Source organism: Mangrovibacter yixingensis, from assembly GCF_020523985.1.
Lineage (GTDB): Bacteria > Pseudomonadota > Gammaproteobacteria > Enterobacterales > Enterobacteriaceae > Mangrovibacter > Mangrovibacter yixingensis.
Genome location: NZ_JAIVKM010000003.1, coordinates 255,236 through 276,622, shown reverse-complemented (window position 1 = coordinate 276,622; position 21,387 = coordinate 255,236). Strand labels below are relative to the sequence as shown.

Annotated in this window: 19 protein-coding genes; 11 read left to right on the top strand and 8 right to left on the bottom strand. The window is 49.8% G+C overall.

What is annotated here, in order from left to right:
• Positions 1-5: 5 nt before the first annotated feature.
• From LC084_RS15140 to LC084_RS15125, 4 genes are all read right to left on the bottom strand, one after another.
• Positions 6-1,085 (bottom strand): phosphotriesterase family protein, encoded by a 1,080-nt coding sequence (locus LC084_RS15140; RefSeq protein WP_226572019.1) that lies wholly within the window; start codon positions 1,083-1,085, stop codon positions 6-8.
• A 3-nt stretch (positions 1,086-1,088) separates the two neighbouring features.
• Positions 1,089-2,090, bottom strand: a complete 1,002-nt coding sequence (locus LC084_RS15135) for an ABC transporter permease (protein WP_226572125.1) — start codon at positions 2,088-2,090, stop codon at positions 1,089-1,091.
• A gap of 19 nt (positions 2,091-2,109) precedes the next feature.
• Complete coding sequence (locus LC084_RS15130; RefSeq protein WP_226572124.1) at positions 2,110-2,856, bottom strand: ATP-binding cassette domain-containing protein; 747 nt, start codon at positions 2,854-2,856, stop codon at positions 2,110-2,112.
• A 351-nt stretch (positions 2,857-3,207) separates the two neighbouring features.
• Positions 3,208-4,236: a LacI family DNA-binding transcriptional regulator gene (locus LC084_RS15125; RefSeq protein WP_264193535.1), complete on the bottom strand. Its 1,029-nt coding sequence runs from the start codon at positions 4,234-4,236 to the stop codon at positions 3,208-3,210.
• A 297-nt stretch (positions 4,237-4,533) separates the two neighbouring features.
• Between LC084_RS15125 and LC084_RS15120 the strand changes: the two genes are divergently transcribed.
• Positions 4,534-5,478 (top strand): ABC transporter substrate-binding protein, encoded by a 945-nt coding sequence (locus tag LC084_RS15120; RefSeq protein ID WP_226572018.1) that lies wholly within the window; start codon positions 4,534-4,536, stop codon positions 5,476-5,478.
• Between the two features lie 14 nt (positions 5,479-5,492).
• Here LC084_RS15120 and LC084_RS15115 read toward each other — a convergent pair whose 3' ends face one another.
• Positions 5,493-6,362: a PfkB family carbohydrate kinase gene (locus LC084_RS15115; protein WP_226572017.1), complete on the bottom strand. Its 870-nt coding sequence runs from the start codon at positions 6,360-6,362 to the stop codon at positions 5,493-5,495.
• A 27-nt stretch (positions 6,363-6,389) separates the two neighbouring features.
• On the opposite strand from LC084_RS15115, the gene LC084_RS15110 reads away from it, so the two are divergent.
• The 9 genes from LC084_RS15110 (at position 6,390) to LC084_RS15070 (ending at position 17,594) form a co-directional block, all read left to right on the top strand.
• On the top strand, positions 6,390-7,232 hold the full coding sequence (locus LC084_RS15110) for a BtpA/SgcQ family protein (protein WP_226572016.1): 843 nt from the start codon (positions 6,390-6,392) through the stop codon (positions 7,230-7,232).
• Positions 7,232-7,873: a TenA family protein gene (locus LC084_RS15105; protein ID WP_226572015.1), complete on the top strand. Its 642-nt coding sequence runs from the start codon at positions 7,232-7,234 to the stop codon at positions 7,871-7,873. Before LC084_RS15110 ends, LC084_RS15105 begins: the two co-directional genes overlap by 1 nt.
• A gap of 477 nt (positions 7,874-8,350) precedes the next feature.
• Positions 8,351-9,670, top strand: a complete 1,320-nt coding sequence (locus tag LC084_RS15100; protein ID WP_226572014.1) for a carbohydrate porin — start codon at positions 8,351-8,353, stop codon at positions 9,668-9,670.
• A 221-nt stretch (positions 9,671-9,891) separates the two neighbouring features.
• Entirely contained in the window at positions 9,892-11,262 is a 1,371-nt protein-coding gene (gene pheP / locus LC084_RS15095) for a phenylalanine transporter (protein WP_226572122.1), read from the top strand.
• Between the two features lie 250 nt (positions 11,263-11,512).
• A complete protein-coding gene (locus tag LC084_RS15090; protein WP_226572013.1) occupies positions 11,513-12,325 on the top strand; it encodes a GNAT family N-acetyltransferase in 813 nt (270 codons plus the stop codon).
• Between the two features lie 234 nt (positions 12,326-12,559).
• Positions 12,560-14,734 carry a hypothetical protein gene (locus tag LC084_RS15085; RefSeq protein ID WP_226572012.1) on the top strand — a complete coding sequence of 725 codons (2,175 nt, stop codon included), beginning with the start codon at positions 12,560-12,562 and terminating at the stop codon, positions 14,732-14,734.
• Positions 14,704-15,423 (top strand): DUF3142 domain-containing protein, encoded by a 720-nt coding sequence (locus tag LC084_RS15080; protein ID WP_226572011.1) that lies wholly within the window; start codon positions 14,704-14,706, stop codon positions 15,421-15,423. The genes LC084_RS15085 and LC084_RS15080 overlap by 31 nt, the downstream gene beginning before the upstream one ends.
• 167 nt (positions 15,424-15,590) lie before the next feature.
• On the top strand, positions 15,591-16,286 hold the full coding sequence (locus tag LC084_RS15075) for a Crp/Fnr family transcriptional regulator (protein WP_226572010.1): 696 nt from the start codon (positions 15,591-15,593) through the stop codon (positions 16,284-16,286).
• Positions 16,287-16,457: 171 nt separating this feature from the next.
• A complete protein-coding gene (locus LC084_RS15070; RefSeq protein WP_226572009.1) occupies positions 16,458-17,594 on the top strand; it encodes an ABC transporter substrate-binding protein in 1,137 nt (378 codons plus the stop codon).
• Positions 17,595-17,638: 44 nt separating this feature from the next.
• On the opposite strand, the gene LC084_RS15065 is transcribed toward LC084_RS15070, so the two are convergent.
• On the bottom strand, positions 17,639-17,815 hold the full coding sequence (locus tag LC084_RS15065) for a hypothetical protein (protein WP_226572008.1): 177 nt from the start codon (positions 17,813-17,815) through the stop codon (positions 17,639-17,641).
• A gap of 443 nt (positions 17,816-18,258) precedes the next feature.
• Between LC084_RS15065 and proP the strand changes: the two genes are divergently transcribed.
• The gene (proP, locus tag LC084_RS15060; RefSeq protein WP_226572121.1) at positions 18,259-19,761 is read left to right on the top strand and encodes a glycine betaine/L-proline transporter ProP; all 1,503 of its coding nucleotides are present in this window, start codon (positions 18,259-18,261) and stop codon (positions 19,759-19,761) included.
• A 50-nt stretch (positions 19,762-19,811) separates the two neighbouring features.
• Here proP and LC084_RS15055 read toward each other — a convergent pair whose 3' ends face one another.
• Together LC084_RS15055 and LC084_RS15050 are read right to left on the bottom strand one after the other, a co-directional pair.
• A complete protein-coding gene (locus tag LC084_RS15055; protein WP_226572007.1) occupies positions 19,812-20,234 on the bottom strand; it encodes a DoxX family protein in 423 nt (140 codons plus the stop codon).
• A gap of 204 nt (positions 20,235-20,438) precedes the next feature.
• Positions 20,439-21,332: a proline iminopeptidase-family hydrolase gene (locus LC084_RS15050; RefSeq protein ID WP_226572006.1), complete on the bottom strand. Its 894-nt coding sequence runs from the start codon at positions 21,330-21,332 to the stop codon at positions 20,439-20,441.
• Between the last annotated feature and the right edge of the window lie 55 nt (positions 21,333-21,387).

Sequence of the window (21,387 nt, the reverse complement as noted above, 5' to 3'; positions counted from 1 at the left end):
TCCTGTTACCCGCCAAATACGCGTTGCGGGTTGGTTATCATTAGTGTTTCCAGTTGTTCGCCAGTAACGCCGTGGCGGCGTAAGCGGGGCACGAAATGTTTGAGGATGTAGCCGTAACCATGGCCGCCATAACGGGTGAGCATGGTTTTCAAAAACACATCCTGGGAAAGCAGCACCTGGTGAATAAAACCGGCGTCAATCAGTTCGCGGATTGCGCGGGCATTTTCTTCATCGGAAGGCGACTGGGCAGACTCATCGGCGTAGTAGTAGCTCATGCCAATCATGTCGTACTCCAGAAACGCGCCGCGTTTAGCCAGGCTGTGTTGGTAGGCTTTGTCGGCAAAACTGGGGTTCATGTGGCACAGCACGGTATGGCGCAGGTCTGCCCCTTCTTCTTCCAGAATATCCAGCACCTTGTGGCCCAGCCGTTCCCAACCCGGCAAGTGGACTTCAATAGGAACCTGGGTTGCGGCATTGGCGCGTCCGGCAGCCCGCAGCGATTTCTCTTCTTCCGGTGTGAAGCGGCTGGAGATGCCAATTTCGCCAATTAACCCGGCAACCACTTCTGGTTTTTCATCCATGCCGCCCAGGTCGTAAATCAGTTTGTCGGCCAGTGTCTGGATATCCAGGGTTTTGGCCCAGCCCGGATGAGATGGCTCCAGGTATAACCCCGTCCCCATCACAATATTCAGGCCAGTGAGCCGCGAGATACGCTGCAACGCTTTTGGATCCCGGCCAATGCCAAGGTTAGTTGGGTCGACCACGGTTTCTCCGCCCAGCGCGCGGTATTTCATTAACTCTTCAATGGCAACATCTACATCGAACAACTGGCAGTTATCGCGGCTCATTAACGGGTTGAGCGACAACTCCCCAAGGTTTTCTATGCTGACCGGCGCTTCGGCGATATGGCGGTCGCTACAACAGCACGGGGGAACCCACTTACCAGCGGCGTCCAGCAAAATATGTTCATGCATCAGCGTGACGCCCATTTCCCCAACAGGCATTGGCCCGAGCACGGTCATTACACTGCCACTATTCACACCAACGGGCAGCGGCGTGGGGTGGCGAAAAATTGAACCCTTCATGAGCTATCCTTTTGCGGCAGAACGGGTGGGGTTAAGAATGCGGGTGTTCAGCCAGATGGCGAGCAGGATGATGCAGCCCGTGGCAATCTGGGTATAGAACGGTGAAATATGGGACAGGATCAGGCCATTCTGGATAACCGCAATGGAGAGCGCGCCCAACAAGGTACCGATGATAGTGCCAAACCCGCCGAACAGGCTGGTACTGCCCAACACCACTGCGGCAATAACCTGGAGTTCAAACCCTTCGCCCTGGTTGGATGAGCCACTACCGAGGCGGGCGGTGATTATCATGCCAGCCAGTGCGGCGGCCATACCACTGAGCATGTAAACACGCATCGTCACAGACTGGGTTTTGATCCCGCTGCGGCGGGCACCTTCGTTATTTGCGCCAATTGCGGTGACATAACGGCCAAAACGCATATGGTTCAGGGCAATATGGGCAATGATCAACACCGCGATGCCGATCAGTGCGGGCATTGGAATACCCACTACCCACGCCCGGCCCATAAAAGTAAAACCACTCCCGGCCGGAACCGGTATGGAATAGCCCTGGGTTATCAACAGTGCTACACCACGAACCACCGCCAGTGTTGCCAGCGTGACAATAAACGCGGGGATCCCCTCACGGGCGATGAAAAAGCCATTGATGAGGCCGATCAGTGCGCCAACCGCCAGGCCACCAATAAACACGACAGGCCAGGGCAGGCCCCAGTGATTCAGTGCGATAGCCGACAGTGCGCCCACCAGGGCCAGTGTGGATCCTACGGAAAGATCAATACCGCCAGTGGTAATCACAAAGGTCATGGCGCTGGCGACAATCAGTAGCGGTGCAGTCTGGCGGATAATATTCAGCCAGTTATTGCCAGTGAGAAAGTAGCTGGTTATCAGTGAGAATACCAGGCAGCAGAACACGAAAAATAGCGCAATACTCACCACGCCAGAGTGGTTGTGCAAAATGCGTTTGGGCAGGCTGTGCTGCAGGACGCGGGGGCTGGACATATTGATTGTACTCATGGTTATCCCCTCAATGAGCCTGGGCTGAGTGGGCAGTGAATTTCTCGCCAACAATCAAGTTGACGATATCGCTCAGGCTGGTATCGGCAACGCGACGGTCGGCAACGTTGGTGCCTTCGTACATCACCATGATGCGGTCACAGACCAGGAACAGATCTTGTAAGCGGTGGGTTATCAGGATCACGCTCACGCCACGGGCGCTGACACGTTTGATCAACTCCAGTACGGCTTCTACCTCTGCAACCGCCAGGGCGGCAGTAGGTTCATCCATAATGAGCACTTTAGGGTTGAATGCTGCTGCACGGGCAATGGCAATAGCCTGGCGTTGCCCTCCAGACAGGTTACGTACCATCAGCCGGGTATCAGGAATGGAAATCCCCAGGCCTTTGAGCATCTCCTGGGCTTCTTTGTGCATGCGCTGTTCATCCAGAAAAGGAATGCCAAGGACTTGTTTCATCGGCTCGCGGCCCATAAACAGGTTGCCGGCAACATCAACCGTGTCGCACAGCGATAAGTCCTGGTAAACCATTTCTATTTGGCAACGCCGGGCATCTGCCGGGGTTTGGAAACTGAGTTCTTCACCATCAATGCGAATCGCCCCGCTGGTGGGAACTACTGCCCCTGACAGGATTTTGGTGAGTGTGGATTTGCCCGCACCATTGTCGCCGACCAACCCAAGAACCTCTCCGGGGGCCAGGCGCAGGTTTACGCCACGTAATGAACGTATAGAGCCGTAAGTTTTGGTGATATTCACCATCTCGACTCTGGCCGGGACTGCCTGTTGTTGCATGCCATTACTCCCAATGTCGTGTGACGGTAGATGACGTTGCGTATTCGGATGGTCGCCACACCGGCCCACTTCTTGTAAACCGGTTTACTTAATGATGACGACCATCCGTCAGGTTTGCTGTGTTCGTTACTTGTTCGCCGTGTCCACTCAAGCAGTAACCATGCCAGGTTAAAAAATACCCAACTGATGTCTTTTTAATACTTTGAAATATATAGATTAAATTTATATTTTTTTAGTAAACCGGTTTACTAATCTGGTTGCTTACGTGGTGTCTTTGCAGGGCGAGTTGCGCTAAAACTGCGCAGCCATTGCACACAATTAGCGCAGGCAAGGGGGCGGCATGATGGAATCGCGGGCAACCCATTCAACAGGAAAACGAGTCTGTTCCGGCACGGTTTCGCCGTTAAGCAGACGCAGCATCAATTGCACTGCTGTGCGCCCCATTTGGTGAGCAGGTTGGCGGATAGTGGAAATGCGTGGTTGGGTGAAATTGGCGTAACTGGCATCATCGAACCCTACCAGTGACAGGGCTTCAGGCGCCTGAAGTTGGCGTGAGCGCAACCCATCAAGAATGCCTAATACCAGGTAATCACTGGCGGCGAAAATGGCGGTGGGGCGCAGTGGCCCACGGAATAACTGGTCCAGCGCTTTGCTGCCATAATCACGCTGGTATTCGCCATACAGCACCCATTCCGGGGGGCATGACAGGCCAGCGGTCGCCATTGCTTCACAAAAACCCTGGTAACGTTCACGCACGCTCATCAGGGCATCAGGCCCACCCACAAAAGCGATGTGGCGGTGCCCGGCACGGATTAATTGTTCTGTCGCAAGGCGGCCACCTTGCTGGTTGTCGGCAAATACTTTGGGAACATGGCTGCCAGGGATATCTTCATCGAGCAAAATGATCCGCTGGTGGTGCTGTACCTCGCGGCGTAGCAGGCCATCATCCGGGCGGTTGGTGGTAAATAACAGGCCATCGACCTGGCAGGTATCCAGCCAGCGAATAAACTGGCGTTCTTTTTCGGGATTATTGCGTGTGACACACAGCACCAGGCTGTAACCTTGCGCAGAAGCGGCTTCTTCGGCGGCATCCGCCAGTTCAGCAAAAAAGGGGTTGGTAATATCCGGTAGCACCAGACCGAGTGTTTCACTGCCACCTTTGCTCAGGCGGCGGGCCAGGCTGTTGCGCTGGTAATCCAGCTTACTAATGGCTGCCTCAATCCGGGCGGCCGTTTCCTGGGGCAACACCAGATTATGGTTGAGATAGCGTGAGACAGTGGCTTTCGACAGCCCTGCCAGGTTTGCAACGTCTGAAAGAACAACCCGTTTTTTGGTCATGATCGCCATTATCGTATTGACTGCTCATATCAGTAACACAGATAGCGCTCAGGAATATAGCGTTTTGTCACCTTTTCCCGGCGATGAAAATTAGCACTTGACAAGAGATGCTAAAACGCGAATTTTAATAACCTGTTCCCGACGTTGCCTTTGCTGCATTTTCTCTGGTTATGGAATACCTGAGAAAATATGTTTCGTTTCTCTCGCAGGCCCCATTTTTGGCGTCTGTGTTCTTTATTTGTCCCGCCAAAATACACCTTGTTGCTCTGTAACAAGCTCATAATTTTTCTGACGAGGGCATGACCTATGTTATTCAACACCAGCAAAAAAAATGTTATTTCTGGCGCACTGATACTTTCTGCACTCTTGTTCGGTAAAGCAATGGCGGCAACGCCAGGCTATGCATTGGTGCAAATTAACCAGCAGGCGCTTTTTTTCAATTTAATGAATAAAGGTGCGCAAGAAGAAGCAAAAGCTACAGGGAAAAACTTAGTTATCTTTAATGCTAACGATAACCCTGTATCGCAAAATGATGCTATTGAAAACTATATTGAACAGGGCGTTAAAGGCATTATGGTTGATGCCATTGATGTGAATGGCATTATGCCCGCCATTAAAGAAGCTGCGGCGAAAAATATACCAGTCATTGCCATTGATGCGGTATTGCCTGCCGGGCCACAGGCGGCTCAGGTTGGGGTGGATAATGAAGAAGGCGGCAAAATTTTAGGTAAATTCTTTGTCGACTACATCAATAAAAATGCCGATGGAAAAGCACGCCTTGGCATTGTTGGGGCACTTAATTCCGCTATTCAGAACCAGCGCCAGAAGGGGTTTGAAGAAACACTGAAAGGCCATAAAGGTATCACTGTTGCGGATGTGGTCGATGGCCGAAATATCCAGGATGACGCAATGACTGCCGCCGAAAACCTGATAACCGGCAACCCAGACCTCACCGCTATTTATGCCACGGGTGAACCGGCATTATTAGGGGCGATTGCAGCAGTGGAAAACCAGGGTAAACAAGACCAAATCAAAGTGTTTGGCTGGGATCTGACCGCTCGCGCCATTAGCGGTATTGATGCCGGTTATGTGACCGCAGTATTGCAGCAGGACCCGGAAAAAATGGGCCAGGAAGCAGTGAAAGCACTGAATGCGATTAACAGTGGTAAGACTGTTAGCAAGAACATCCTTGTTCCGGCAACTGTGGTAACAAAAGCGAACGTTGATTCGTTCCGCTCACTGTTTAAATAACCCATTCGCAGGCGCTACCGGGTTTGTGCCAGTAGCGCCGCCAGTGTTTCTTTGCTCGGGAAGGCCTGGCGTGTTCCGGCGCGGCTGATGGTGATGGCCGCTGCCTGGCTCGCATGATGCAGCGCAAGGGCATCAGGTTGGGTGTTGCGCAGCAGTGCAGAGGCCAGCATTACAGCCAAAAATGTATCGCCCGCGCCGGTGGTATCAACCACGGTGGCAGGCACCGCAGGCACATGTTCCGTGTGGCCGTGGGCATGTAACCGCGCGCCCTGGCTACCCAGTGTTTCCACCACCAGGGTGTGAGCGCTGTCGGGCTGGAGTAAACGGGATTCATGCTCGTTTACCACCGCGATGTCCACCAGCGGCCACAGTTGGCGAAAATCTTCATGGACAGGCGAAGGGTTAAAAACAGTCAGCATCTGCTTGCTTCGTGCACAGGTAAATAATGCCCGGGTTTTTTCCGGGGTGAAATTACCTTGCTGTACCAGCACATCACCGGGGCGGGCAGTTTCCAGCAATGCAGTAATGGTTGCTGTTTCCAATGCACTGGCGGCATCGCAACTGGTAATAATTGCGTTGTCGTCATCAGTGGTAGTGAAAATAATTGAGGTGTCGGTATGAACAGGTAAAGGTGTTTCAGGAAATAGCTGTAATGTTTCGGCCTGAAGTTGTTGGTTAATCCATTCTCCGTAGTGGTCATTACCCCTTCCGGCAATTAATGTTACAGGTAAGCCACAGCGGGATAAAACAATGGCCTGGTTTGCACCTTTGCCTCCAGTGTCGGCCATTATTTTCTTTCCATGCAGCGATTCGCCTTTATTTGGCAAGGCAGTGCATTGCCATGTTTCATCGACAGTAATATTCCCGGCAACATAGATATGCATAGCCGATTCCTTTTTTAGAGGTTTAACATGGGTTCTATATCAGCAACAAAAACGAGTGCAATTCAAGATATTTTTTCACGCGATAAAGTAGTAATTGGTGTTATTCATTGTGAAGCCTTTCCTGGTGCACCGAAATATAATGGGAAATCTTTTTTTGATATTGTTGAACGCGCTTTGCGTGATGCAGAAAATTATATTGCAGGTGGTGTTCATGGTTTGATTGTGGAAAATCATGGCGATATTCCTTTTTCCAAACCCGAAGATATTGGCCCGGAAACGGCGGCATTTATGGCAGTGATTACCGATAATATCCGCCAACGTTTTTCTGTTCCCCTGGGGATTAATGTGCTGGCTAATGCTGCTATTCCCGCGCTGGCAACAGCGCTGGCGGGCGGGGCCGATTTTGTTCGGGTAAACCAGTGGGCCAATGCCTATATCGCCAATGAAGGTTTTGTGGAAGGGGCGGCGGCAAAAGCACTGCGCTACCGCAACCAACTTCAGGCGAGCCACATTCGTGTTTTTGCTGACAGCCACGTTAAGCATGGTAGCCATGCCATTGTGGCGGACCGCTCCGTTGCTGAGCTAACCCGCGACGTAGAATTTTTTGAGGCCGACGCGGTGATTGCCACCGGGCAACGTACTGGTGACAGCGCCACATTGAGTGAAATTGACGATATTCGCAGTGCCACGTCGTTGCCTTTGTTAGTGGGCTCTGGCGTGACGCCGGATAACGTGGCGACTATTTTAGGCCGTACTCAGGGGGTGATTGTCGCCAGTGCGCTAAAAGAAGGTGGTGTTTGGTGGAACCCGGTAGAACGTGAGCGCGTAGTGAAGTTTATGGCGGCTGCCCGCCCGGCACTGGAGGCCTGATGACAGCATTCAGTGACCAACTGCTGGCAGACCATATTGATGTATGGAATGCGATGCAACAGCATCCCTTTGTGCAGGCTATTGAACAGGGAACCTTGCCGGAAACCGCGTTCCATCGTTATCTGGTCTTCGAAGGGGAGTTTGTGTTTAGCGCCGTTGAAATTCTGGCTCAGGGACTAAGCCATGCGCCAGATGTGGCGCGCCAGCGCTGGTTAATCCAGGGGCTGAATGGCCTGGTGGATACCCAACTTGGCTGGTTTGAGCGCGTAATGGCAAAGCGCGGTGTGGTTGCTGGTAACTGGCAACCGGCGCCTGCCGGGTTTATCCGGTTTCGTGATGGCATGTTACACGCCGCCCGCTCTGGCGGGTACGCCGACATCATGGTTCTGATGTTTGGTGCCGAGTGGATGTATTACCACTGGTGCGCACGTGCTGCTGCCCAACCACAGCACGATGAAGACCTGCGCGACTGGTTGTCTATGCATGCGGATAATGCTTTTTACCAGCAGGCGTGCTGGTTAAAACAGGAAGTGGACCAGTGCGGTTTAACGCTTTCCGGGCAAGAAAAGCAGCGGCTCAGCCAGTTATATGGTGATGTCCTGACGTGGGAAATCGATTTTCACCAGGCGATGCTGGGTTAAAAATAATACCCTGTCGCGCATGTTTAAATAGGTGATGGGGTATTTGTAATCTTCTGGTTAATATTTTATGGGATTTTTTTATCGAGGTGTTTATTGCTTTTAACATATGTTTATTTTGGCTAAAGTATAATCATTAATATGTAATTATATTTCCGTGAAATATATTTAACTGATTGATTTATGCTTGTTTTTTTGCATAACATGCTGTTATTTTGTGATTTTTATTTATAGTGTTTTCAGATTTTTCATATAGTTACAGTGATTTTCTCTGTTGTAGGTAAATGAAGTAGGTATATTACAGTCGTTGGTTTAATGTCGTTATTATTTTGTCCGGGTAAAATGGCACTCTCTGATTAAAAATCTGTTCAGGTATTTTCGTTATTTACTGCGGCTTTCTGTCGTAGTGAAAGCGTTTTTTGTTGTTTGTTTTTTATAAATTTTGCAAGGGTACTGAATCTTTTACCTGGAAATAGATGTATGAAATTATTACCGACAAAAAATAAATTAGCAGCTGGTATTATGCTGTCGTTAGTCTGTTCTGGCGCATGGGCTGCCGATCCTTTTGCAGTTGATTCACCGTGGATGCTGGGAGACTGGGGCGGTACGCGTAGTGAGCTTCACGATAAGGGCATAGATTTCAATGTAAATTATGTCATGGAGGCGGCGACGAACCTTGATGGTTACCAGAAACACACTACGGCACGTTATACCGATCAGTGGATGTTTAATACTCATCTGGATCTGGACAAACTGTTGTGCTGGAAGGACACGGAGTTTCAGGCAACTATCACGGATCGCAACGGGCAGAATCTTTCAGATAATTTGAGTGATTCACGCACTCCAATGTTGTCTTCTGTTCAGGAGGTTTATGGACGGGGGCAGACCTGGCGTTTAACCCAGTTATGGTTGAAAAAAGGGTTCTGGGATGACCGCCTGGATATTAAAGTTGGCCGAGCCACTGTGGGTGAAGACTTTGGGTCTATCGAAACTCACTTCCAGAATTTAGCACTTGGCCCTGGCATACCCGGAAAATCTCGTGGTAACTATTGGATGAACTGGCCAGTTTCCCAGTGGATGGCCAGGGCTAAAATCAATTTTACGCCAGAAGTTTATTTCCAGGTCGGGTTATATAATGAAAATCCGTATAACTACGACAAAGGGGATGGTTTCCGTTTTGAATTTACTGATTCCGATGGAAATCTGGTTCCCTTTGAGCTTGGCTGGCAACCTGAACTGGGGCCGGACCATCTGAAAGGCAATTATCGGCTGGGCGGTTATTATACTTCTGCACATGGGTCGGTATACCATACCTGGCAAGATGGCAGTTATTCATCTGAAGCCCATGGATATGGCGGTTACCTTATCATCCAGCAACAACTGTTTGCTCAAGGGCATGATAACCACCGTGGTTTGACGCTTACGCTGAGTAATATTATGAACGACAAACGCACGTCAAAACTGGATAACACTCAGACGGTAGCGCTGGCCTGGAAAGGGATGTTTGAGTCCCGGCCGAAAGACGAAATTGGCCTGGGTGCGGCTCGGTTACATGTTAATTCCGCCTATAGCCGGATGCTGGAGCGTGAAAATGAATATAACGGGGTCAGCGACTATAACGACGCCACTTACCTGCCAGTGATTCATGGCGCGGAATATGATTACGAACTCTACTATTCAATTAATGCGACAAACTGGCTGACTATTCGTCCTAACATTCAATATGTCGCTGCTCCCGGAGCAAACAGCGCTGTGAAAAATGCCGTTGTGGCAGGGTTGGGTGCCAGCCTTAATTTCTGACGCAGCAGCAGGTTTGCACTTTGGCAAGCCATGAATAAAACCAGCCGGGAGGATTCCTGGCCGGTTTCATTATCTCCTCTTGATAAACAATACCGGTAAAACCGCATAATCACCTGCCGGGCGCATTCCTTGCCGCCACGCGCCTGAAGTGTTAAAAGATGCGCCTTTACGAAACATGACAGGGGAAAACCGTGGCAAATACGTCACAACATACCGGTGAGTTGCTAACGGAGGAGACATCCGGGCACCACCAGGAACTGCACCGGGGGCTGAAAAACCGCCATATTCAATTGATAGCGCTGGGTGGGGCAATTGGTACCGGGCTGTTTTTAGGCATTGGGCCAGCGATTCAAATGGCAGGGCCTGCCGTGATTTTGGGTTATGCACTGGCCGGGGTTATTGCCTTTCTGATTATGCGCCAGTTGGGTGAAATGGTGGTGGCAGAACCGGTATCAGGTTCTTTCGCTCACTTTGCCAATAAATACTGGGGCCCTTTCGCCGGGTTTTTATCTGGCTGGAACTACTGGGTTATGTTTGTGCTGGTGGGTATGGCTGAACTTACCGCCGCAGGCATTTATATGCAGTACTGGTTCCCTCATGTGCCTACCTGGATTTGGGCGGCAGTGTTCTTCATTGCTATTAATGCCGTAAACCTGGCGAATGTTCGCCTGTATGGAGAAATGGAATTCTGGTTTTCCATTATTAAAGTGCTGGCAATTATTGGGATGATTGCTTTTGGCTTGTGGTTGCTGTTTTCTGGCCATGGTGGCAAGCAGGCCAGTTTCAGCAATCTGTGGCGTTTCGACGGCTTTTTTGCCACCGGAGCCCACGGGCTTATCATGTCTCTGGCGGTCATTATGTTCTCCTTTGGTGGCCTGGAATTGATTGGGATTACCGCCGCGGAAGCGCATAGCCCGGAAACCACTATTCCTAAAGCGATTAACCAGGTCGTTTACCGTATTCTGCTGTTTTATATCGGATCACTGATTGTTCTGTTGTCGCTCTATCCCTGGTTGAATGTGAAAGCAGACAGCAGCCCATTCGTGATGATCTTCCATGAACTGGATAGCAACCTGGTGGCTTCTGTACTGAATGTCATCATTCTGGTTGCCTCGCTTTCGGTCTATAACAGTGGTGTCTATTCCAATAGCCGTATGCTGTTTGGTCTGTCAGTGCAGAAAAATGCCCCGGCTTTCCTGGCCCGTGTGAATAAACGAGGGGTGCCGGTATATGCATTATTGCTGTCTGGGATTATTACATCGCTGGTGATAGTGATTAACTACCTGTTGCCTGAAAAAGCATTTGGTTTGCTGATGGCGTTGGTGGTGGCAACACTGTTGCTCAACTGGCTTATGATAAGCCTGGCGCATTTGAAATTCCGTGCCGCCATGCGGCGCAAAGGCCGTGACAGCCGCTTCCCAGCGCTGTGTTACCCGGTGGGTAATTATCTGTGTATTGCCTTTATGTTACTGATTCTTGGGTTAATGTGCACCATGGATTCCATGCGCCTGTCGGCCATTCTGTTGCCTGTCTGGGTGCTGGTGTTATTTGCTGCCTTTTGGCTGCAGAGGCGTAACAGGGCGGTGTCCTAATCAGGCTGGTGAGGGTTAAGGTCTGTTAACGGGAATGAATCAGCTAACTCTGGCGGTAAGCCAGGTACAACGCAGCAGGATTTTTTACCCGTTCGACCAGTAACTTGAAACATACAAGGGCAGGTGGATACCGGTAGGTGCTCTTCATTAAAAAGTGAGAAAGCTTGCGCATAGTGACAATTCGGGTGGGTGAAAGATGGTCGGCTTTGACTTATGCTCACCTCTATATTCCACTCAAAGGAACTGACTTATGCAGCCGGAATTCAGCCCTGCCAGTACCTGGACCAGCACACAGCTTTGTGATTTGCTGAATGCCTGCTTTGTGGGGTATTCCGTTCCTGTTTCGTTTTCCGAACCGGTGTTTACGCGCCGTTTCAGCGCTGAAAGTGTTTGCCTTGCTGATTCGGGAGTCTGGCTTGCGAATGGTGAACCGGTTGCTGTTGGGTTGGTAGCACGCCGTGGGTGGCATGCCAGACTGGCGGCTTTTGCGGTAGCAGAGCCGTGGCGTGGCAAAAAAATTGCGAAGCCGTGCCTGGAAAAATTATTTGATGGCATTCGGGAACAAGGTGCTCGTACTTTGTGCCTGGAGGTGCTGGCTAACAATATGCCCGCCATTCGCCTGTATCAATCCTTTGGGTTTCAGATTACACAACGGCTGATGGGGTTTATTGCTCCGCATGAAGGCAATAATGCAGGGGCTCAACAGCTGGATGAAACTTGTGACCCCCGTTTGTTGCTGGTGAAAGTGTATGCTGATGGGCTAGTTAGTCTTCCCTGGATGCTCGCCCCGGAAACGTTATGCGGCCTGCCTTGCAAAGTCTGGGTTCTTGGCCATTCGGTTGCTGTGGTGAGTGAATTGGGTGGCGTTCCACAACTCCGGTTTATCTTTACGGATCCTGCTTTTCGTGGGCAAGGGGAAGCCTGCGCATTGTTGCTCTCCCTCGCCTGGCATTATCCACACCTCACCTCGGTTGTTTCTGTGCCTGAATATTTGGCTGCGTTGTTTGTGCGTGCCGGATATCGCCCGCTACCTATTGTGCAGTATGAAATGTCCGTTGATTGAGTCGGTACCCGGCAGTTATGCCACAGCGTAATTGAATAAAAACCTTTTTAATCAAGTGGTTTTTGTTTTGGTGAGAAATTTCTTATAGGTCTCAGTGGGTTACTCTGGCACTATACGGCGCGGCAATCATAAATCGCCCGGTGTTTTCGGTTTTCAGTGGCAGGGTAACCACGGGCATAAAGCCACCATGGTGTAAACACAACGTGCTGGCGGTATAACAAAACAGGGAAAATTATGCGTTTCAGGGGATTACAACTGGGGGCGGTTTTACTGGTATTGGTTGGCAGCCTGCCAACAGCATGGGCATCTTCAGATGAGGGGACTTGCCCCTGGGGCGTGGCGTACTGCCCGTTGCAGGGATTACCTTTTTTGGATGTAGATAACGATACCAATGATAACTTGCTGCGCCTGGTGAGTGCCGAGAAGCATTTTGCCTTGCCAGTGTATGCTTTCCCTCTGGATGCCAGCCGTGTGCGCAACGTCCATTTCGGTTACCACTATGATGCATCAGTGGGTGTGCCAACTGCCGCACCAGAAGATACCGCGCTTTCTGCATTAAAAAACCAGTTGGCCGCGTTGGGTATACCTGGTCAAACACTCAATGTGCCAGAAGCGGACGAGCTGGATACCCGCTTCGTGTCTAACTCAATTGCATCTACTGTCTCATTCATTGCGGCTTTACAGTCAGAAAGCGCATTGACGGCAGAGCAGCGCAAAGCACTGGCCCAAATTCGCCTGGCATTGCTGGCAGAAGGGAATGCTGTAGACAGCAATGACCATGTGGGGAGTGCCACCTGGGCACCAGACTCTGCCGCCGGGGCTTTTTACCGTTATTTATCTGCTGCCCGCGCTTTTTACTACGGGAATTATTCTGTTGCCCTGAACACGTTCAGCCAGTTAGCGAAAAACCCGCAGCAGTGGGTTGCGCAGGCGGCCAGCTACATGCTAATTCGCACAGCATTAAATATGAGTACCCAGTCTGCACAAGATGAATACGACATGTTTGATGCCCGAAGTGTGAATAAGCAACAGGTTCACCAGGCTCTGGAGTATGTTCAGGCCTACCTCGCGGCATGGCCGAATGGGGTGTATAGAGATTCCGCTGTGGGGTTACAACGGCGTATTGCATGGTACTTACAAGACTGGCCAGTGCTTGGCCCACAGTATGAAACAGCACTCATGCATGCTCCGGATGCCACTTCTCTGAAGAACCTTGTCGCCGAAACAGACAGCAAGTTTTTGAGCCGTGACAGCTATGGTTTGGGGTTTGACAACGATTTTGTGTCGGATGCCAAAATGCCATTACTCTCTTTCACTCAGTCGCTGCGTTTTTTGCGTGAGTACTATCGTACAAGTAGCTCTGGCCCGAAAATTACCGCCGATTCTCTTAAAGAACTGCAACTATTGTTTAACCAGGCTGGCAGGCAACCTCTGGGCGACTATTTGCATATTGCCTGGTTGTACTGGCAGCAGCAGGATTACCAGGCAGTGTTAGCAGCGGTAACACCGCAGGCTGAGGTCAGTGATGATGATTTGCCCGGCTTCAGCCAGCAGGTGTTGTATGGCTATGCGCAAATGGCGTTAAAACAGTGGCCCCAGGCATTGGCGCACTGGAAAAGCTTGCTGGCGCATACCCAAAATGGGGAACGTCGGGCATTTTTGCAAGCACAGGTGGCTGCGGTTGAAGTGGAACAACAAAATGTCGGCCGCCTGTTTGCTGCAGGTAGCCCGGTAACGAACCTGCGCTACCGTTCACTGGTGCTAAAAACCCTGGCCTCACCGGATTTACTTCGCCAACAAGTCAGCAAAGGAATGAATGATGATGAGCGCACTATTGCGTTACATACTTTGCTGATGCGTGATTTGATGGCCCATGATTATTCTGCCTGGCTGGCAGATATCGCGCTGAAAAATAACATTGCTCACCCGGCTGGAGGCGACGATTTCAGTGATGTTTCGCTGGCTCAATTTGGCTGGGATGGGAAAACAGCAGAAACGGGCTATTACTGCCACCCTTTGCACGATACGGTTCAGTCGCTGGCTCAATCCCCGTCGGGTAGTCACAGCCTGAACTGCCTGGGGGAATTTATCCGTTCCACAAACGCCCAAATTAATACCTGGCCAGAAAGTGGTGGTAATGCAGGGCTCGATACTGCAATAGAACGCCAAAAACCCGTCATCCAGCCTGACCGTATGGCGCTTTACCGCCAGGTGATTAACAACCCAAACAGTGAGCCGGAAGATAAAAGCTTTGCGCTTTACCGGGCGGTGATGTGTTACGCCCCTTCAGGGTATAACGATTGTGGCGGCCAGGATGTGAGTAAAGCCCAGCGCAGGCAGTGGTTTAATCAGCTTCATCGTGATTACCCTGGGAATATATGGGCAAAACAGCTGCGCTATTACTGGTAACCGGGCTTCTGCTGGGGGCTCTCCCTGTGGCTCAGTCCTCAGCAGCACCAGACACAGTTGCCCCCAGCCACTATGATGCATTCTGGTTGTGGTCGGGCAGGCGTTTACCGGGTGGGTTACCTGCCATTCGCACCTTGTATCTCCACCAGGGCGAGGTATTAAACCTGCACGGAAACGCGGTTTTTATGCGCCAGGGGCAGCCTGTCTCCCACCTGAAAGTGCCAAATATTTGGCTGACTGTCCGCCTGGAAACACTGGCGGTGCCTGATGCACAAATTGGCCGCATGGTTAACTTGTTGGTGCGCTGGCAGAAGGCCGGGAATACTGTCGTGGGCTTGCAACTGGATTTTGATGCCGCAACCGGGCGTTTAGCTGAATATGGCGAATTTTTGCAGCGTGTTCGCAACCAAATGCCCGCGAATTTTTCTTTAGGCGTTACCGGTCTGCTGGACTGGGCTCAAACGGGAAGCGTGGCACAACTAAACCAGTTACCGATTGATGAAATTGTGGTGCAGACATATCAGGGAAGGCGCACGGTGCCTGGCTATCAACGCTATTTACCCGCATTGCAAGGGCTGCATATTCCTTTCCGCATTGGCCTGGTTGAAAACGGGCGCTGGGGAAGTGTGCCTGGTGAGGTTCGCGATTCAGCATGGTTTCGGGGATATGTGGTTTTCCTGGTTCGCTGAGCCGTTATTATTAACATATAAGCCTGTAACCGCACAGGGTGCTAATGCCTGAATAATTATAAATAACTTTAAATTAATAATGCTGGGTGGATTAATCCTGGTGATTTTAAAATGAAAAAATAATATAGCTTTATTATGATAGTAACCTGTTATTTCAGGTGCTAATTATGTCTATTATTCATCCCTCCTGCCAATACGCAACAAAATGCGCTCTTGGTGAAATATGCTCAGTGAATAGCTCTCGTCACGAGCCGCTGTTTGTTGATAGCCTTAAGGCAGCAGTTGTAGCACGAAGGAATACTTATATTTTTGAGTATAAACAAAAATTTAAATCACTTTCTGTGCTGAAAAAAGGTGTGGTTAAACTGTGCGATGAAAATAGCAATATTCGTGGTGTGGTTTTTCCTGGTCAGTTATTGTCTGGTGGGGATTTTTCTCAAGGGTATTATTCTTACTCGGCGGTTTGTGCAACAGAAGTAGAATATTGCCAGTTAGCAATTGGCCGAGTATATGATTTGAGCCAGATTATTCCAGATTTCACACTGCAAATACTTAAGGTTTTTTCTCGCACTATTTCCAGCAAGCAACACTGGGAAGAGTGCCTGATGGTACCTGAGGCAAAATTACGCCTGGCTGCATTTTTAAAAATGTGGTGGCAGTCTTGTGGTATAGCACCAACAGGCAATGGTTATGTACGCCTGCCGCTTATCAAGAAAGAACTTGCTGCACTGCTTGGCATGTCTTTGTCTACGCTTAACCGTGCGTTTCAGTTGCTCTGTGATGAACGGCAGATTGATTTGCATAAGAAGTTTATCCGCATATTGCCGGGCGGGAATTTATTTTCCGATATTTCATTATCCTGATTACCCAAACCCGACCCTACTTCAACAATCACTCAACAGATAATGAGACTTTCCTTAAGTTTCTTTACGGTTATGCACTCATTGTGATAACACTTCTCATTCTAATTTGTATTTCCCAGCTAATGGGGTTACAGGTGTGAGTACACCTTTTTAAGGGATGAGTGACTGAATATGATTAAACAATGGGCTGGCCGGCTACTGCGCAGTAGCTTTGTGGCGATATTGTTGCTTCCTGCTGCGGCGATTGCCACGCAATATCCGCTCACCGTAAAAGATATTGATGGCCGTACAGTGGTACTGAACCATGAACCGCAACATATTATTTTGCAGGATGGGCGCGACCTGATGGCGCTGGCTTTGCTGGACCGGGATAACCCGTTTCACCGGGTCATCGCTTGGAATAACTTGTTAAAAAAACAGGATGAACAAACCTGGGATATTCTGCGTAAGGCCTGGCCTGCTGCAGAAAAAATTCCGGATATGGGTTTTTCTGACCAGGGTGAAGTCAATAATGAAACGGTAATTGCCAGTGAGCCGGATCTGATGATTGCTCAGTTGCGGGCAAAGCCTGCACTGGAACAAACCGGTGTGCTGGGGCGTTTAAAAGAGCTGCATATTCCGGTGTTGTTTGTGGATTACGAATTGCACCCGGTGCAAAACACACTGCCCAGTATTACGTTGCTAGGCAAGGTGCTGAACCGGGAATCACAGGCGAAAGCCTATACTGACTTCTACCAACAGCGCCTGGCTAAACTCCAGCAGATTGTTGCCGTACAAAAGAAGAAACCCGAAGTCTTTATTGAACCTATTGCCGGTATTGGCGGCACATCCGGAGCTTGCTGCTTTACCCATGGGCACAATGGCTGGGGTGGGCTGGTGGAAGCTGCGGGTGGGCGTAACATTGGCTCGTCGTTGTTAACGGGAGCCAGTGGGTATATTAACCCGGAAAAAATTATTGCCATGAAACCGGATTTTTACCTGATGACGGGTTCCAAACGTGGTAATGCGCAGAACCCGCTAATCCCGTTTGGTTACAATACAGACCGGGCAGCTATTAAAACCAAGTTTGATGCTTTACTGGCACGCAATGCCGTTGCCGGTATTCCGGCTGTGCAGGCCGGGCATGTGGCAGGGATTTACCACCACTTCTATAACCACCCATGGAACATTATTGGGCTGGAGATCCTGGGTAAGATTTTCTACCCGGAAGCGATGAAAGGTATCGACCCAACAGCCGATTACCACTATATCGTGACTCACTTTACGCACCTGCCTGATGCGCCGATTAACCTGATTTACCAGCCCTGATAACCTAACCCGCCACCGGTATGCCGGTAGCGGGTTTTCTTCTCTTATTCCTTCAATGCTTCGTTTTCTGGCGAAAAATCGCTGCCATCAATAAAACGGATTCTGCCCAGTAACCACTGGTGTGCAATGCCATAGGCTGCACGAAGGCCTCCCAGCCCGGCCCGCCCAAACGGGTGTGAATAAAGCAGTGGGAGTTGCTTAATACCGGGTTGGTGCTGCACTGATACTCAAGAATGCAGGGCTTGCCTGGTATTCGTTTCGTTCTGAATTAACAGGGATGAAAACAGCCGTTTTTCGCCATTGGGGCAGGCGTGTAATTCTGATTTTGTATAGTCTGTATTCTGTATTTTTTTAGAATAAAACCCTTAATTTAATAGGGTGTTTAAGATTGCACTGATTTTTAGTAATAAAAATCAGCTGAAGTCAGTTTTTTGCTTTTGAGATATGATTTTATATTACTGTTTTAATTGTTTATTTTTGTTGGTTGTTAATTGTTTTGTTTACATAATAAGCAGAAAAATGTAAATCGATGAATCTGCTATTCTATAACACATCCACTTGTATGTGTGATGCCAGGGATAAGCGAGTAATCGTTCCCGAATACAGGTTTTTAAAACCTGCCTTTAAGAGGAAAATAGTTAATAAAAAAAAGAGGATGTCAATGATTCGAGCAAGGAAAAAAATTAAGCCAATCGCCCTGAGTGATGTCACTATTATTGATGACGTTAAATTACGTAAAGCCATTACCGCCGCTTCTTTAGGAAATGCTATGGAGTGGTTTGATTTTGGTGTTTACGGCTTTGTTGCTTATGCGCTGGGTAAGGTCTTTTTCCCGGATGCCAGCCCCGGTATACAGATGATAGCAGCGTTAGCGACATTTTCTGTTCCGTTCTTAATTCGCCCACTCGGTGGGTTGTTCTTCGGGATGCTGGGCGATAAATATGGCCGCCAGAAGATTCTCTCAATTACGATTGTGATTATGTCGCTCAGTACTTTCGGGATTGGCTTAATTCCGGGTTATGAAACGATTGGTATCTGGGCTCCTGTGCTGTTGTTAGTGTGCAAAATGGCTCAAGGCTTTTCGGTTGGTGGAGAATATACCGGGGCTTCCATATTTGTTGCCGAATATTCACCTGACCGGCGGCGTGGTTTTATGGGGAGCTGGCTGGATTTTGGGTCGATAGCCGGGTTTGTGTTGGGCGCTGGTTTGGTGGTACTTATCTCCGCAGTTGTTGGCCAGGATAATTTTATGGCCTGGGGTTGGCGTTTGCCCTTTTTCCTGGCATTGCCTCTTGGAATCATCGGTTTGTATCTGAGAAATGCCCTGGAAGAAACCCCCGCGTTTCAGCAACACGTCGATAAGCTTGAACAAGGGGATCGCCAGGGATTGCAGGAAGGGCCGAAGATTTCATTTAAAGAAATAGCAACACAACACTGGCGCAGTCTGTTGGCGTGTATTGGGTTAGTTATTGCGACCAACGTGACGTATTACATGTTGCTGACCTATATGCCGAGCTATTTGTCCCACAACCTGCATTATTCAGAAGACCATGGTGTGTTGATTATTATCGCCATCATGATTGGGATGCTGTTTGTACAGCCTGTAATGGGGTTACTCAGCGACCGGTTTGGGCGCCGCCCGTTTGTAATTTGCGGCAGTGTTGCCTTATTAGTCCTGGCGATTCCGGCGTTTAAACTGATTAATAGTGATGTGATTGGGTTAATTTTTGCCGGGTTGTTGATTTTGGCCGTTATCCTGAATGCGTTTACCGGGGTGATGGCTTCTTCACTACCTGCAATGTTTCCCACCCATATTCGTTACAGCGCCCTTGCCAGCGCCTTTAATATCTCGGTATTGATTGCTGGCCTGACTCCCACACTTGCCGCCTGGCTGGTGGAAACGTCAGGTAACCTGATGATGCCAGCATGGTATTTGATGGTGATCGCTGTGATTGGGCTTATTACCGGGCTGGCAATGAAAGAAACGGCGAATTTGCCACTGAAAGGCGCAACGCCTGCGGCATCGGATATTCAGGAAGCAAAAGAGATCCTCAAAGAGCACCACGATAACATTGAGCAGAAAATTGAGGAAATCGATGCAGAAATCGCTGAACTCCAGCTTAAACGGACAAAACTGGTTCAGCAGCACCCGCGGATTAATGAGTAAGTTGGTGTGTTTACTGTTCACCGCCGGTTCGCCCGGCGGTGAAGTTATGGTTAGCGCAACGCCGGGTTGCTTGCCACGCTGAAGCGCCCTCCGCCCAGCAGGGCAATGGTTACCCCGCCGAAAAAGAAGAACGCAATCTCCTCAAGTCCCCATCCCCCCACTTTTGTGATAGTGAAAATCAGCCCGGGGTCTGTACTCAGCCAGGCGAACAACATGGTAAAGCACATCACCAGAGCAGCCGGGCGGACCAACAGACCCATTATCAGCAGCACCGGTGCGACAACTTCTCCCAGGTAAACTCCCCAGGCCACGAAGCCTGGCATCCCGTGGCTTTCCACAATACTGATAATTGGCCCAATACCATCCATCACTTTGTGGACACCGTGAAACAACATCATAAAGCCGATAGCCAGGCGTAACAGGAGTTTGCCGGTATCGGGTTTGTCCAGAAATGCATTGAGTTGCCTGAGCATGATGTGCCTCCTCCCGTGTTGATGAGAACGCTAAATAATTAGCAAATTAATTATGAGCTTGATTTTTATTTTGCATGCAAACTGTTCGTGAAAAACTGCGCTATATCAACCTGGCAAAGAGAACATTTAGTATTTGGCGGGCGGGAGTGAAGCGGTTTCATGGTGTTCACTGAAACCGCAAAGGGGTGGTGTTGGCGCTAAAAATTATAAATTGGCTGTCAAAAAGTTACTGACAGTTTTCATGCACTGCTCACGTTCTTCGACATGAGGCATGTGGCTTGAATCTTCAAAAATTACCCACTGTGCACCGGCAATGTTGTCGGCGAAGGGTTGTACCACTTCAGGGGCGGCTTCGTCGTAACGCCCGGAAATTAATAGAGTTGGAACAGTAATGGCGCTTAACCGGTCAATAATGGTCCAGTCTTTCATTGTACCAATAACATGAAATTCTGTTGGTCCGTTCATGGCATGGTAAACCGTTGGGTCTTCATCCATGGCATCAAAGGTACGGCGTACTTCCACCGGCCAGGGATCAAGGCGGCAAACATGGCGCTGGTAAAATACCTGGCTGGCGGCTTTATAGGCTTCGCTGTTCAGTGTACCTGCGGTTTCGTGCTCCAGCAGGGTAGCCTGAACCTCTGGTGGTAATTCAGAACGCAGTTTGGCCGCCGCCGACAACCAGAGTGCCATGGATGCCGGTGAGTTGGCGATGACCAGTGCTTTCAGTCCGGCAGGCTGGCGTACTGCATGCTCGGCTGCCAGCATTCCTCCCCAGGATTGCCCAAGAAGCGCGTAGTCCTGTTCAATACCTAAATGCTTCAGCAGGTTATCCAGTTCTTCCAGAAACAACGCAGGTGTCCAGAAATCTGTAGGCATGCCGGGCAAGTGCGTGGAGTTGCCATTGCCGAGTTGATCGTAGTGGATCACGGGCCGCCCGGTGCGGGCGATATCACGAAAAGCATCAACATAGTCGTGGGTACAACCCGGGCCACCATGGGCGACCACCAGAGGCGTTCGCCCCGTATGGAGATTGCCGCAAATACGAAACCAGGTCTGGTATTCCCGAAACGGAGCATAGCCCTCTTGGATGGTATACATGGCTGCTGTTTACCCTGTGATGTGAATGTTTACTCAGGGTAGAACGCAGTTGCAT

Excerpts from the sequence above, each read along its gene's own strand:
- LC084_RS15140 (WP_226572019.1), bottom strand. The coding sequence starts at position 1,085 with ATGAAGGGTTCAATTTTTCGCCACCCCACGCCGCTGCCCGTTGGTGTG.
- LC084_RS15130 (WP_226572124.1), bottom strand. The coding sequence starts at position 2,856 with ATGGTGAATATCACCAAAACTTACGGCTCTATACGTTCATTACGTGGC.
- LC084_RS15125 (WP_264193535.1), bottom strand. The coding sequence starts at position 4,236 with ATGGCGATCATGACCAAAAAACGGGTTGTTCTTTCAGACGTTGCAAAC.
- LC084_RS15120 (WP_226572018.1), top strand. The coding sequence starts at position 4,534 with ATGTTATTCAACACCAGCAAAAAAAATGTTATTTCTGGCGCACTGATA.
- LC084_RS15115 (WP_226572017.1), bottom strand. The coding sequence starts at position 6,362 with ATGCATATCTATGTTGCCGGGAATATTACTGTCGATGAAACATGGCAA.
- LC084_RS15110 (WP_226572016.1), top strand. The coding sequence starts at position 6,390 with ATGGGTTCTATATCAGCAACAAAAACGAGTGCAATTCAAGATATTTTT.
- LC084_RS15105 (WP_226572015.1), top strand. The coding sequence starts at position 7,232 with ATGACAGCATTCAGTGACCAACTGCTGGCAGACCATATTGATGTATGG.
- LC084_RS15100 (WP_226572014.1), top strand. The coding sequence starts at position 8,351 with ATGAAATTATTACCGACAAAAAATAAATTAGCAGCTGGTATTATGCTG.
- LC084_RS15090 (WP_226572013.1), top strand. The coding sequence starts at position 11,513 with ATGCAGCCGGAATTCAGCCCTGCCAGTACCTGGACCAGCACACAGCTT.
- LC084_RS15085 (WP_226572012.1), top strand. The coding sequence starts at position 12,560 with ATGCGTTTCAGGGGATTACAACTGGGGGCGGTTTTACTGGTATTGGTT.
- LC084_RS15080 (WP_226572011.1), top strand. The coding sequence starts at position 14,704 with ATGGGCAAAACAGCTGCGCTATTACTGGTAACCGGGCTTCTGCTGGGG.
- LC084_RS15075 (WP_226572010.1), top strand. The coding sequence starts at position 15,591 with ATGTCTATTATTCATCCCTCCTGCCAATACGCAACAAAATGCGCTCTT.
- LC084_RS15070 (WP_226572009.1), top strand. The coding sequence starts at position 16,458 with ATGATTAAACAATGGGCTGGCCGGCTACTGCGCAGTAGCTTTGTGGCG.
- LC084_RS15055 (WP_226572007.1), bottom strand. The coding sequence starts at position 20,234 with ATGCTCAGGCAACTCAATGCATTTCTGGACAAACCCGATACCGGCAAA.
- LC084_RS15050 (WP_226572006.1), bottom strand. The coding sequence starts at position 21,332 with ATGTATACCATCCAAGAGGGCTATGCTCCGTTTCGGGAATACCAGACC.